The sequence below is a fragment of the Pseudomonas sp. UYEF17 genome (genome assembly GCF_040546125.1).
Taxonomy (GTDB): domain Bacteria; phylum Pseudomonadota; class Gammaproteobacteria; order Pseudomonadales; family Pseudomonadaceae; genus Aquipseudomonas; species Aquipseudomonas putida_Z.
Genome location: NZ_JBEPNE010000012.1, coordinates 26,993 through 40,432 on the forward strand (window position 1 = coordinate 26,993; position 13,440 = coordinate 40,432).

General features: G+C 63.0%; 10 protein-coding genes, 2 tRNA genes and 1 pseudogene. 4 read left to right on the plus strand and 9 right to left on the minus strand.

All coding sequences use genetic code 11. The annotated features are described in order from the left end of the window. Window positions 1–262: 262 nt before the first annotated feature. From ABIB24_RS17690 to ABIB24_RS17705, 4 genes are all read left to right on the plus strand, one after another. Window positions 263–349, plus strand: a tRNA-Leu gene (locus ABIB24_RS17690). Window positions 350–437: 88 nt separating this feature from the next. Continuing rightward, window positions 438–524, plus strand: a tRNA-Leu gene (locus ABIB24_RS17695). Between the two features lie 314 nt (window positions 525–838). Next, a complete protein-coding gene (locus ABIB24_RS17700) occupies window positions 839–1,852 on the plus strand; it encodes an extracellular solute-binding protein (protein ID WP_013974422.1) in 1,014 nt (337 codons plus the stop codon). Beyond that, window positions 1,852–3,417 carry an ABC transporter permease gene (locus ABIB24_RS17705; protein WP_013974423.1) on the plus strand — a complete coding sequence of 522 codons (1,566 nt, stop codon included), beginning with the start codon at window positions 1,852–1,854 and terminating at the stop codon, window positions 3,415–3,417. The genes ABIB24_RS17700 and ABIB24_RS17705 overlap by 1 nt, the downstream gene beginning before the upstream one ends. Window positions 3,418–3,590: 173 nt before the next feature. Here ABIB24_RS17705 and ABIB24_RS26900 read toward each other — a convergent pair whose 3' ends face one another. The 9 genes and pseudogenes from ABIB24_RS26900 to miaA form a co-directional block, all read right to left on the minus strand. Then, window positions 3,591–4,475, minus strand: coding sequence for a methyl-accepting chemotaxis protein (locus tag ABIB24_RS26900; RefSeq protein WP_371034222.1), 885 nt, complete (start codon window positions 4,473–4,475; stop codon window positions 3,591–3,593). Window positions 4,476–4,496: 21 nt separating this feature from the next. Further along, a pseudogene (locus ABIB24_RS26905) lies at window positions 4,497–5,189 on the minus strand (methyl-accepting chemotaxis protein); the annotation flags it as partial. A 625-nt stretch (window positions 5,190–5,814) separates the two neighbouring features. Continuing rightward, window positions 5,815–7,107: an adenylosuccinate synthase gene (locus ABIB24_RS17715; RefSeq protein WP_137162510.1), complete on the minus strand. Its 1,293-nt coding sequence runs from the start codon at window positions 7,105–7,107 to the stop codon at window positions 5,815–5,817. A gap of 56 nt (window positions 7,108–7,163) precedes the next feature. Continuing rightward, entirely contained in the window at window positions 7,164–8,351 is a 1,188-nt protein-coding gene (locus ABIB24_RS17720) for an ATP phosphoribosyltransferase regulatory subunit (protein ID WP_013974431.1), read from the minus strand. 301 nt (window positions 8,352–8,652) lie between these two features. Continuing rightward, entirely contained in the window at window positions 8,653–9,522 is an 870-nt protein-coding gene (hflC, locus tag ABIB24_RS17725; RefSeq protein ID WP_013974432.1) for a protease modulator HflC, read from the minus strand. After that, the gene (hflK, locus tag ABIB24_RS17730; protein WP_025340824.1) at window positions 9,522–10,703 is read right to left on the minus strand and encodes an FtsH protease activity modulator HflK; all 1,182 of its coding nucleotides are present in this window, start codon (window positions 10,701–10,703) and stop codon (window positions 9,522–9,524) included. Before hflK ends, hflC begins: the two co-directional genes overlap by 1 nt. Before the next feature lie 96 nt (window positions 10,704–10,799). Next, window positions 10,800–12,101, minus strand: coding sequence for a ribosome rescue GTPase HflX (hflX, locus tag ABIB24_RS17735; RefSeq protein WP_015272005.1), 1,302 nt, complete (start codon window positions 12,099–12,101; stop codon window positions 10,800–10,802). Window positions 12,102–12,113: 12 nt separating this feature from the next. Next, complete coding sequence (gene hfq, locus ABIB24_RS17740) at window positions 12,114–12,374, minus strand: RNA chaperone Hfq (protein ID WP_003258160.1); 261 nt, start codon at window positions 12,372–12,374, stop codon at window positions 12,114–12,116. Window positions 12,375–12,468: 94 nt separating this feature from the next. Next, window positions 12,469–13,440, minus strand: a complete 972-nt coding sequence (gene miaA / locus ABIB24_RS17745; protein ID WP_013974436.1) for a tRNA (adenosine(37)-N6)-dimethylallyltransferase MiaA — start codon at window positions 13,438–13,440, stop codon at window positions 12,469–12,471.

Consider the following 13,440-nt stretch of genomic DNA (forward strand, 5'->3'; position numbering starts at 1 on the left):
TTCACCTTGGGGTATATAGATAGGAATTCTGGCATAGGCGTATTGAAACCGGAAATGTCAGCCTTGGACAGCCCCACCGGCGCCTCCGGCGAGCAGGAATAGGCCTGCGGAATCAACAAGTTGAATTTTTTGAAATTTTTTTCGCTTGGGGGGTTTACAGCCCCCCGGACCGTCCGTATAGTGCGCACCACAACGACGGACAACCCCGAAGTTGTAGTAGAGATGAGCGGCGCTGTAAAGCATCAAGTAATCTCGAATGTGTGCCCAGGTGGCGGAATTGGTAGACGCGCTGGTTTCAGGTATCAGTGGCTTAACGGCCGTGGAAGTTCGAGTCTTCTCCTGGGCACCAAATATTTTCAAGTAACAGATGACCAAGGATCTGTTACTACTGTGTGAAAGCGAACGATAGTCGCCTTCTCCAGATGATGTAAAGCTTTGCCCAGGTGGCGGAATTGGTAGACGCGCTGGTTTCAGGTATCAGTGACTTAACGGTCGTGGAAGTTCGAGTCTTCTCCTGGGCACCATACAAAAACCCACTAGCTTGCTAGTGGGTTTTTTCTTGCCTGCGATTTTTGTATCCCTCCTCTTTCGGTCATAGGTGCAAACCTGTGCCGGCCTCTTCGCGGCTAAAGCCGCTCCCACAGGTATTTCACTCCCCTCAAGACCTGTGATGCCCCTGTGGGAGCGGGTTTACCCGCGAAGAGGCCAGCACAGCCAACACCCCTTCAGCCTCTTGCACCATGGTCTGACCATGAATTTCTCGTCACCCGGCCACTTGAGAAACGATTTCGTTTACCATTGTTTCCAAATATGTAGCCGTAAGCGAGGAAGTACCCGCATGACGATCCGCCCGCAACCGCTGATGCGTACCTTGGCCGCCGCCGTGCTGAGCCTGGCCATCGGCGCTCCGGCCGCCATGGCAGACGCACCGGTCACCCTGACCATGTACAACGGTCAGCACAAGGAAATCGGCGAGGCCATCGCCAAGGCCTACGAGGCCAAGACCGGCATCCACATCGATATCCGCAAGGGCAGCAGCAACCAGCTGGCCAGCCAGATCATCGAGGAAGGCGAGCGCTCGCCGGCCGACATCATCTATACCGAAGAGTCCCCTCCCCTGAACAACCTGGGCGAACTGGGCCTGCTGGCGAAGATCGATGACGCCACCGCGAACATGATGCCCAAGGAGTATGTTGGCGCCAACGGCACCTGGATGGGCATCACCGCCCGTACGCGTATCGTCGTGTTCAACCCGAAGAAGGTCGACGAGAAAGACCTGCCGACCACAGTGATGGACTTTGCCAACCCCGAGTGGGAAGGCCGCGTCGGCTATGTGCCCACCAGCGGCGCCTTCCAGGAACAGGCCGTAGCCATCCTGAAGATGCACGGGCGAGAAGCCACCGAAGAATGGCTTACCGGCCTGAAGGCATTCGGCAAGACCTACACCAACAACATGGTCGCCCTCAAAGCCGTGGAAAAAGGCGAAGTGGCTGCGGTACTGGTGAACAACTACTACTGGTACGCGCTTGAGCGCGAGCGCGGCAAGCTGGACACCAAGCTCTACTACCTGGCCGATGGCGATGCCGGCAACCTGGTCACCATTTCCGGCGCAGCCGTGGTCAAGGCCAGCAAGCACCCGAAAGAAGCCCAGGCCCTGCTCAACTGGATGGCCAGCGAAGAAGGCCAGCGCGTGATCACCCAGACCACCGCCGAGTACCCGCTGCACAAAGGCATGGTCTCCGACCGTGGCCTGAAGCCGTTCGAAGACCTGCGCCCACCGAAGATCTCACCAGCCGACCTGGGCAATGCCGAGGAAGCGATCGAGCTTGAGCGCGAGGTCGGCCTGCTCTGATGACTGCCGCCCTGTCCGAGCCGGTGCCGGTACGCTTCGTACCGCGCCGCAAGCGCCCCTCTGTCTGGGTGGTGCTGCCTGTGCTGTTCCTGGTAGCGATGAGCTTGCTGCCCTTGCTGTACGTTGCCATGAAAGCCTGGGAGGCTGGCTGGCGCGAAGCCTTGCACCTGCTGTGGCGGCCGTTTGTCTGGGGGCTGATGCGCAACACCCTGATGCTGATGGTCGGGGTGACGCTGACCTGCATGGTGGTCGGCCTGGCCCTGGCCTGGCTGCTTGAGCGCAGCAACCTGGCCGGCCGTCGGCTGTGGGGCGTGGTGCTGTGCCTGCCGTTCGCCGTGCCGTCGTTCGTCAGCAGCTTCACCTGGGTGTCGCTGAGCTCGGACTTCGAAGGGCTGGGCGGGGCGATCATGGTCATGGCCCTGTCCAAGTACCCACTGGTGTTCCTGCCGGTAGCCGCGACCCTGCGCAACCTCGATACCTCGCTGGAGGAATCGGCACGTACGCTGGGCTGCAGCCGCTGGGGCGTATTCATCAAGGTCACCCTGCCGCTGCTATGGCCATCGATGCTGGGCGGCGCGCTGCTGATCGCCCTGCACATGCTGGTGGAGTTCGGCGCCTTGTCGATCCTCGGCTTGCAAACCTTCACCACGGCGATTTACCAGCAGTTCGAACTGGAGTTCAGCAATGCCAACGCGGCCATGCTGTCCGCCGTACTGTTGGCGATGTGCCTGGTGATGCTGTGGCTTGAACTGCGGGTACGCGGCAAAGCCCGTCATGTGCGCATCGGCCAGGGTGTGGCGCGGCGAGCACAGCCGGTGCGGCTGCGTGGCTGGGCAGTGCTGGCGCAACTGTTCTGCGTGGGCCTGGCGGTGTTGGGCAGCGGTATTCCGCTGGCCATGCTCGGCTACTGGTTGAGCGTGGGTTCATCGGCGGCATTCCCTGTGGCAGCCATTTCCAAGGCGCTGTTCACCTCATTGTCGGTGTCGCTGGGGGGTGCCGGTTTCTGCGTGTTGCTAGCCCTGCCAATCAGCTTCCTGGTGGTGCGCTACAAGGGCCGCCTGGCAATTTGGGCCGAGCGCCTGCCATACCTGTTGCACGCCCTGCCCGGCCTGGTGATTGCCCTGACCCTGGTATTCTTCGCCCTGCATTACGTGCCGGCGCTGTACCAGACCACGGCACTGTTGCTGCTGGCCTATGCGCTGCTGTTCCTGCCGCTGGCGCAGTCGCCGGTGCGCACCGCACTGAACAAGGCTTCACCTACCCTGGAGGAAGCGGCACGGACCTTGGGCGCGAGCAGCTTTGCCGCGTTCTGCCGGGTGACCCTGCCGATCATCTTCCCGGCCATGGCGGCAGCCTTTGCCCTGGTGTTCCTGGATGCCATGAAGGAACTGACAGCTACCTTGCTGCTCAGCCCGACCGGCATGACCACCCTGGCCACCGAGGTGTGGGCGCACACGGCCAACGTCGAGTTCGCGGCGGCAGCTCCTTATGCGGCGTTGCTGATCGTAGTGTCGGGGTTGCCGGTGTATCTGCTGACTACGCGGATGTATCTGAACAAGGCGTAACCTTCGCGGACTTGCCCGCTCCCACAGATACCGCGCAGCCCTGCTGCCCACAGAGGTAAGGGCCCTGTGTCGCGATCGATGTGGGAGCGGGCATGCCCGCGAACACCGGCGAAGCCGGTGCCATCCACCGTGTCGCCTGCTTCGCGGGCACGCCCGCTCCCACAATGATCGGGTCAGGCTCTGAATTGGCCCAGGCTGGCACGCAGCTGTGCCGCCAGGTCATCCAGCACCTTGCTGCTGGCGGTGGTCTGCATCACCACCTCGGCCGAGCGTTCGGCCTGGGCGTGTATGGTTTCCACCCGTCCGCGCACTGCCTGCGCCCCGCTCGCCTGCTGCTCGGCCGCCCGGGTGGCCAGGCCGATGGCCGCGTGCACCTGCTCCACCGCTGCCTGCACCGACTGCTGGCGGCGCTCGTTGTCACGCAGCACCAGCAGCCCTTCGCTGGCCTTGAGCCCGGCCTGGCTGATGGTGGCCACGGCCTCCTTGGCCCCCTTCTGCAGCGCGGCGATATGCGCCTGGATATCTCCCGTGGAACTTTGCGTCTTGCTCGCCAACGCCCGCACCTCATCGGCCACCACGGCAAACCCGCGCCCGGTTTCGCCAGCACGGGCAGCTTCGATGGCCGCGTTCAAGGCCAGCAGGTTGGTCTGCTCGGCGATGCCGTGGATAACCGTCAGCACCACTTCGATCTGCTCGCTCTGCTTGGCCAGGCGCTCGATCACCTGGGAGCCGGCCTCCACCTGCCCGGCCAGGTTTTCGATCAAACCGGCTAGCTGGGTCGATGTGCGGCTGTTTTCGTCAGTTGCCTGGCGGATATCCACCACCTGCTGCAGGGCTGCCTGCATCGCGTGGCTTTCAGCCTGGGCCTCGTCGGCCATGCTCGACAGGTCGCGCAGGCTGGCCGCCACTTCGTCGCGTTGCAGTGCAGCGGCAGCATCGGCACCGGCATTGCGCTGGGCCATCGCGCCAATCTCAACGCCGGTGCGCTGCGCCACCTCGCCCGCCTCGCGCACGATGGGTTGCAGCTTGTCGACAAAGCGGTTCACCGCCGAAGCCATGTCGCCAATTTCGTCGCGGCTGTCGAGGGGCACACGCTTGGTCAGGTCGCCTTCGCCAGCCGCCAGGTCATCGAGGGCGGTAATCAGCAGGCGCAGCTTGCTCAGCACTCGGCGACCAAGTACCACAGCCACCACCACCAGCACACCCAGGCCGACCAGCATCAGGCCCAGGCCGATACGCCAGCGCAGTTCGGCGGCAGCATCACGCACGGTCTGTGCGGTATTGGCCTGCATCGCGACTGCGCTGCCCTGCGCCTTTTCCAGGCGCTCGCGCAAGGTCTTGCCACTGTCGGCTGCAGCACCGACCAGGCTGTCGCCGACCAGTTGCTCGCCGCTGGCGATCAGGGCGGCGAAGCGCTGGTCGAGGGCCTTGAGCTCCTGGTCGATGCCGGCGGTGGAAACGCCCATCACCACCTTGCCGATTTCTGCACCGTTGGGGTTGATCGAGGCCTCGACGAAGTACACCGCCGGGTCGCGCCGGGCCGCGTCGATCACCTTGTCCAGCGCACGTTCGCCCTGGCCCTTGTCCATCAATGCCTGGTTGATCGGGTTTTGCCGGTTCAGGTAGCGAGTCAGGTGCTGGCCCTGGGCGTCGTCGTAGACCACGAACAGCACGTTAGGGTTGCGCTGCGCACGCCGAGCGAAGTCGGAGAGCACCGGCACGTCGTTGTCCCATATCGCCCGCGGTGCGACCGACGCCAGCAGCTCGGCCATATCGTTGGCAGAGTCCTTGAGGTTCTTTTCCAACGTGCTGCGCAGCTGCTGCTGCTCGCTTTGCAGGCGCGCCGACAAACCTGCGCTAAGGCGCTGGCGGGTGCTGCTGGAGAGGCCGTCGAGGCCTGAGCGCACGTCTTGCCCGGCTTGCTCCAGCTCACTGGCGAGCTGGCGGCTGTCATTGCCCAGGCGTTCGCCCAGGTCGGCTTCCAAGGCGGTGACCGTGCTTCGGGTAAGCGCAACGGCGACCAGCACCTGCACCAAAAGAGCGATACCAAGGGCAACAAACACAGGCCGCAAAAGGCGGCTTCGTAACAGTGAGAGGATGGCAGACACGGTGTAACCCTCGTGTTTTCTGGCGCCACTATTTTGATGGCATCTTCAGAAACTTCTTACAGCAAGGGTTGTGCCGGGGTCAGCAGGGATAAGTGCCAAGGTTCAGCAATGGGTATTCCTGCACTGGCCTCTTCGCGGGCTTGCCCGCTCCCACAGGTACTCCACATGTCTTGTGGTGTAACTGTGGGAGCTGGCTTGCCGGCGATAGGGCCGGGACAGGCATACCCCACAAATGAAAACGCCGCAGCCCCTTTCAGGGCCACGGCGTCAGATCAGCCTGGAAGGCAGATCAGGCGAACGGATGACGCAGAACGATGGTCTCGTTGCGGTCCGGGCCGGTGGAGATGATGTCGATCGGCGCGCCGATCAGCTCTTCGATGCGCTTGATGTAGGCGCGAGCGTTGGCTGGCAGTTCTTCCAGGGTTTTCACGCCCAGGGTCGACTCGCTCCAGCCTGGCATCTCTTCGTACACCGGCTCCAGGCCGATGTAGCTGTCGGCATCGGAAGGCGCTTCGATGACGGCACCGTTCTCGTTCTTGTAGCCAACGCAGATGTTGATGGTTTCCAGGCCATCCAGTACGTCCAGCTTGGTCAGGCAGATGCCCGAGATGCTGTTGACGTCGATGGCGCGACGCAGGATCACGGCATCGAACCAACCGCAACGGCGCGCACGGCCGGTGGTGGAGCCGAACTCATGACCACGCTTGGCCAGGGTAGCGCCAGTCTCGTCGAACAGTTCGGTCGGGAACGGACCGGAACCTACGCGAGTGGTGTAGGCCTTGGTGATACCCAGGATGTAGTCCAGGTACATCGGGCCAACGCCAGAACCGGTGGAGATACCGCCAGCAGTGGTGTTGGAGCTGGTGACGTACGGGTAGGTACCGTGGTCGATGTCCAGCAGCGAGCCCTGAGCACCTTCGAACATGATGTCCTTGCCGGCGCGACGCAGGTTGTGCAGCTCGGCGGTGACGTCGAGCATCATCGGCTTGAGCTGTTCGGCGTAGGCCATGCATTCGTCCAGGGTCTGCTGGAAGTCGATGGCCGGCTCTTTGTAGTAGTTCACCAGCTGGAAGTTGTGGTAGTCCAGCAGCTCGCCCAGCTTGGCAGCGAAACGCTCGCGGTGGAACAGGTCGCCCACGCGCAGGCCGCGGCGTGCGACCTTGTCTTCGTAGGCTGGGCCGATACCACGGCCGGTGGTGCCGATCTTGGCTTCGCCACGGGCTTTTTCACGGGCCTGGTCCAGGGCAACGTGGTACGACAGGATCAGCGGCGCAGCCGGGCTGATGCGCAGGCGCTCGCGCACCGGTACACCCTTCTCTTCCAGCTTGGTGATTTCACGCATCAGGGCATCCGGGGCAACGACCACACCGTTGCCGATCAGGCACTGTACGCCTTCACGCAGGATACCGGACGGAATCAGGTGCAGAACGGTCTTTTCACCGTTGATCACCAGGGTGTGACCCGCGTTGTGGCCACCCTGGTAGCGCACTACGGCGGCAGCATGTTCGGTCAGCAGATCGACGATCTTGCCTTTGCCCTCATCACCCCACTGGGTGCCCAGGACGACGACATTCTTACCCATTACATTGGTCCTCATTCACGCAAACTTGGTTGCCGGCCTACTGCCGGCGCAGAAACTCACTGGGCCAGCGGCAGAACCTGCCAGCGCCCGTCTTGCTGAATCAATTGCCGATCACAATCCGCCTCGAGAGCAGCACTCAACGGCTGGCCAGGCAGGGCCTGGACCACACGCTGGCCCTCGTTGCGCAACTGGCAGACTTGCTGCCAGAGGGCCGCGTCGCCACTGTCCGGCATCCAGATGCCGCCAGTTGGCAATACGACCTCCGCTCGCCCCAGTGTGACCAGGGTCTTCAAATCCGTGGAGAAACCGGTGGCCGGGCGGGCCCGGCCGAAATCGGCGCCGATGTCGTCATAGCGCCCGCCCTGGGCGATCGATTGACCTTCGCCCGGCACGAACACGGCGAACACCACGCCAGTGTGGTAGTGGTAACCGCGCAGCTCGCCGAGGTCGAAGTACAGCGGCAGGTCCGGGAAGCGCGACGCCAGGCGATCGGCGATCGCCAGCAGGTCGTCCAGCGCCGCCAGCACGCTGGCCGGGGCACGGCCCAGGCGCACGCGGGCTTCGGCCAGCACTTCGCGGCCACCGCACAGCTCGACCAGCGCGCGCAGCATGTTGCCCAGGTCCTTCGGCAGGTCGGCGGTCAGCACCTGAACTTCATCCACGGCCTTGCGCTGCAGGGCGTCGAACAGCTGCTGCTCGACCGCGCCGGACAGGCCGGCAGCACGGGCCAGGCCGCGGTAGATACCGACGTGGCCGAGGTCCATGTGCACATCCGGCACATCGGTCAGTTGCAGCGTGGCGAGCATCAGGCTGATGACTTCGACATCGCTGGTGGGGCTGGCGTCGCCGTACAGCTCGGCACCCAGCTGGATCGGGCTGCGCGAGGTGGACAGGGCACGCGGCTGGGCGTGCAGCACGCTGCCGGCATAGCACAGGCGGCTCGGGCCTTCACGGCGCAGGGTGTGGGCGTCGATACGTGCCACCTGCGGGGTGAAGTCGGCGCGGAAGCCCATCAGGCGGCCGGACTGCGGGTCCACCACCTTGAAGGTGCGCTGATCCAGGTCCTGGCCGGCGCCGGTGAGCAGCGACTCCAGGTACTCGATATGCGGGGTGACGACCAGTTCGTAGCCCCAACTCTGGAACAGGTCCAACACCTGGCGGCGCGCGATCTCGATACGCGCAGCCTCAGGTGGCAGTACTTCCTCGATGCCATCTGGCAGCAGCCAGCGGTCTACCGTTGCCATTACGCCATTTCCCCTCTGGTCCGGGCGGCTTGCCAGCAGGCTAGCCGTCAGTAAAGCCGGTATCGCGCACAGCAGCGGGCAGCACTGATCCCAGCGCAGCCACCGTACCCGACACCCTCGAATTGCCTTGCGACCTGACCAAACCGTCAACTGGCGGTTTGCCAATCAACCTTGCAGACGCAAAAAAGCCGGGAAATTTCCCGGCTGCCTCATCATACACCCCTTTTCATTCAGGATGCACCCCGCCTGGTGTTTTAGCTGCCAGGCGGGGCGCCGCTGCATGAAAATCAGGGCCTGAGCATCACGGCCTGCTCTTGTCCAGGAAGCGGAAGAACTCGTTCTTCGGGTCCAGGACCAGCACGTCGCTCTTGCTCGAGAAGCTCTCGCGGTATGCCTGCAGGCTACGGTAGAACGCATAGAAATCAGCGTCCTGGGTGTAGGCCTTGGCGTAGATGGCGGCCGCCTGGGCGTCGCCGTCACCGCGGGTTTCCTCTGCTTCGCGATAGGCCTCAGCCAGCAATACGCGGCGCTGACGGTCGGCATCGGCACGGATACCTTCAGCCAGCTCGTTACCCTTGGCGCGGTGCTCGCGGGCTTCACGCTCACGCTCGGTGCTCATGCGGTCGAACACGCTGCGGTTGACTTCCTTCGGCAGGTCGATGGCCTTGACGCGCACGTCGACCACCTCGATACCCAGCTCCTTGGCGGCCATGCGGTTCAGCGATGCAGTGATGTCAGCCATCAGCGCGTCACGTTCACCGGAAACCACTTCGTGCAGGGTACGTTTACCGAACTGGTCACGCAGGCCGCTTTCCAGACGACGCGACAGACGCTCGTCGGCGATCTGCTTCATGCCGGACGTGGCGGTGTAGAAGCGTTCAGCGTCCTTGACGCGCCACTTGGCGTAGGCGTCGACCATCACCGCTTTCTTCTCCAGGGTCAGGAACCGCTGGGTCGGGGCGTCGAGGGTCATCAGGCGGGCGTCGAACTTGCGCACCTGGTTCACGTACGGAATCTTCACGTGCATGCCCGGCTGTACATCCGCCTGGACCACCTTACCGAAGCGCAGCAGTACCGCACGCTCGGTCTGGGACACGATGTAGAAGCTGTTCCAGGCCACGATGGCCAGGACCACGGCGGCGATCAGGGCGATCAGCGATCTGTTGCTCATCAGCGGCTCTCCCTAGTGCGCAGCGGCTGCTGTTGCTGTTGCAGGTCCTGCGCCGCACGCGCGGCCGCATCGTTGACCGATGGCGACACGCTGGCGGTCGGCGCGGACGGGTTGCGGCTGCCTTCGACCATCTTGTCCAGCGGCAGGTAGAGCAGGTTGTTCTGCCCGTCCTTGGTCGCCACCATGACCTTGCTCGAATTGCTGTAGACCTCTTGCATGGTCTCCAGGTACAGACGCTGACGGGTCACGTCAGGTGCCTTGCGGTACTCGGCGACCAGCTTGGTGAAGCGGTCGGCCTCACCCTTGGCGCGGGCGATGACTTCGTCGCGGTAACCGTTGGCGTCCTCGATGATGCGCTGGGCCTGACCACGGGCTTCCGGCACCACGCCATTGGCGTAGGACTCGGCCTGGTTGCGGGCACGCTGCTCGTCTTCGCGGGCACGGATCACATCGTCGAAGGCTTCCTGCACTTCACGCGGGGCTGCCGCGCTCTGCACGTTGACCTGGGTAACGCTGATACCGGTGCGGTAGGTGTCGAGGAAGCGCTGCAGGCGTTCGCGGATATCCACGGCCATCTGCTCGCGGCCTTCGGTCAGCACCTGGTCCATCGAGGTGGAACCCACCACGTGGCGCAAGGCACTGTCGGTCGCGTGCTGCAGGCTGACCTCAGGCTGGTCGACGTTGAGCACGAAGTCCTGCAGGTTGCTGATCTTGTACTGGACGGTCAGCGGTACCTCGACGATGTTCTCGTCTTCGGTCAGCATCTGGCCCTGCTTGGTGTAGGCACGCTCGCGCGTGACGTTCTCCATGTACTTGCGATCGATCGGCGGGAAGTAGATGTTCAGGCCGGGACCGACCGTCTCATAGTACTTGCCGAAGCGCAGCACCACGGCCTGCTCCTGCTCGTCGACCACGTACACGGCGCTGTACAGCCAGATAGCAGCCAGCACCGCCAGGCCGATGCCCAGCAGGCCCAGGCCACCGCCCTTGCCGACATTGCGGTCACCGCCGCCACGTTTCTTGCCACTGCCGAACATGCCGTTCAGGCTGTCCTGCAATTTGCGGAAGGCCTCGTCCAGGTCCGGTGGACCTTTCTTGTCACCACCGCCGCCACCGCCATTCCGGCGACCGCCCCAGGGATCCTGATTGTTCGAGTTGCCACCCGGCTCGTTCCAAGCCATAGCGCTCTCCATCTGATAAAGCAAAGACGCGCCCACGGCGCGCCGTCCAATGCTACAGAATGCCTGTCACTGCTGCCCGGCGACCTCGACGAGCATTTATTGCAAAGTGTGTTGCTCGACAAACACTTGCGGCTCCATGCCTTCGCGGCTGACCAGGCGATTCAGTTCGACCATGGGCAGTCGCACGCTCAGCAGGCTGCGCCCTTCTTCATCATGCTCTTCACTCTGCACAGCACCCAGGGCAAAGAATTGCGCGCGCAAGCGGGCAAAACGCTGCTCCAGACACAGGGTACCGACAAACAGATCATCCCCCAGCAACTCGGCAATCGCCTGGCCGACCAGCTCCAGGCCACGCCCATCGCGTGCCGATACCCAGACCCGTTCCGGCTTGCCATCGGCATTGCGCTGGATCTGCGGCTCGACATCTTCGAGCAGGTCGAGTTTGTTATACACCTCGAGGATCGGCAACCCTTCGGCACCAATCTCGCCCAACACCGCCAATACCTGCTCGATCTGCTCCATGCGCTCCGGCTCATGGGCGTCGATCACATGCAGCAACAAGTCGGAGTTGCTCGACTCTTCGAGCGTAGCCCGAAATGCCTCGACCAGCTTGTGCGGCAGGTGGCGAATGAAGCCCACGGTGTCGGCCAGCACGATCGGCCCCAGGTCGTTCAGCTCGAGCCGGCGCAGGGTCGGGTCGAGGGTGGCGAACAGCTGGTCCGCGGCATACACCTCGGATTCGGTCAGGGCGTTGAACAGCGTGGACTTGCCGGCGTTGGTATAACCCACCAGCGATACCGACGGAATGTCCGCACGCTTGCGCCCACGGCGCGCCTGCTCGCGCTGGCTGCGCACCTTCTCCAGGCGTGACTTGATCTGGCGAATGCGCACCCGCAACAGGCGGCGGTCGGTTTCCAGCTGGGTTTCACCCGGGCCACGCAGGCCGATACCACCCTTCTGTCGCTCAAGGTGGGTCCAGCCGCGCACCAGCCGCGTGCTCATGTGCTCGAGCTGGGCCAGTTCGACCTGCAGCTTGCCTTCATGGGTACGCGCCCGTTGGGCGAAGATATCGAGGATCAGCCCGGTACGGTCGAGCACACGACACTCGAACACACGTTCGAGGTTGCGCTCCTGACTGGGCGTGAGGGTGTGATTGAAAATCACCAGGTCTACCTGTTCGGCATGGACCAGGTCGTGCAACTCTTCGACCTTGCCACTGCCAATCAGGTATTTGGCGGAAGGCTGATGCCTTGCCACCGTGACCAGCGAGACGATGTCGGCACCGGCCGACAATGCCAGCTCCTGGAACTCCTGCGGGTCTTCGCGCGCCTCAGGGTTCTGACCTTCCAAGTGAACGAGCAACGCCCGCTCACCACCACCGTGGCGCTCAAAGAACAATGCAGGCTCCTATCAGGCGTTGCCTGGCTCGCTGTCGCCGTGTTCGGAATCGGACGGGCTTGGCAGACGAACCGGACGGGCAGGAACCACGGTCGAGATGGCGTGCTTGTAGACCATCTGGCTGACGGTGTTCTTCAGCAGTACCACGAACTGGTCGAAGGACTCGATCGAACCCTGCAGTTTGATGCCGTTGACCAGGTAGATGGATACCGGGACCTTTTCTTTTCTCAAGGTGTTCAAGTAAGGGTCTTGTAGCGAATGCCCTTTTGACATATGCCGCACTCCTGTAAGGATAAATAATAGAAAATCAAGAAAATCGATAAATTAGGCCGCCCCTTCGCAAGAATAGACGGCAATCAGCAGGGACTCAGCTCAATATGGAGATGGCCCCAAGGTATTTCAAGGTGCGGGACAGATTGTCGCAGGCCAGGCTGTCAAGCCAGTGTACTTCGGGCCAGCCACGCAACCAGGTGAACTGCCGCTTGGCCAGCTGCCTGGTGGCAATGATACCGCGTTCACGCATCTCATTCTCAGTCAGCTTGCCGTCCAGGTAATCCCAGACCTGCCGATACCCCACTGCCCGTATAGACGGCAGCCCGGCGTGCAAGTCACTTCTGGCTCGTAGCGATCGGACCTCATCGACGAAGCCCTGTTCCAGCATCTGTGAAAATCGTAACGCAATTCGCTGATGCAAAATGTGACGATCTGTAGGAGCAATCGCCAAACTCGCGACAGTATAGGGCAAATGTCCGCCAGCGCCTGCGTCTGCGCCGCGACTTTCCGCGAATTGACGCTGTCGATGTGCCGTCATGCTCTCGCCACTCACCCGGTACACCTCCAACGCCCGGATCAACCGCTGCGGGTCGTTGGGGTGGATGCGCGCCGCCGACTCAGGGTCAACCTCGGCCAACTGGCGGTGCAACTCGGCCAGGCCCAGCGCCTCGGCCTGGGCTTCCAGCTCGGCACGCACCGCGGCATCGGCCGCCGGCATGTCGGCCAGGCCATCGATCAACGCCTTGTAATAGAGCATGGTGCCGCCCACCAGCAGCGGGATCTTGCCGCGCGCGGTGATCTCGGCCATGGCCTCCAGGGCATCGGCACGGAACTGCGCAGCCGAATAGCTCTCGGCCGGGTCGCGAATGTCGATCAGCCGGTGCGGGTGAGCGGCGAGGATTTCTTTCGACGGCTTGGCCGAACCGATGTCCATGCCGCGGTAGACCAGCGCCGAATCGACGCTGATCAGCTCGCACGGCAGTACTTTGGTCAGCTCGATGGCCAGGTCGGTCTTGCCGGCCGCCGTCGGGCCCATCAGGAATATTGCAGGGGGCTTGCCGCTCAT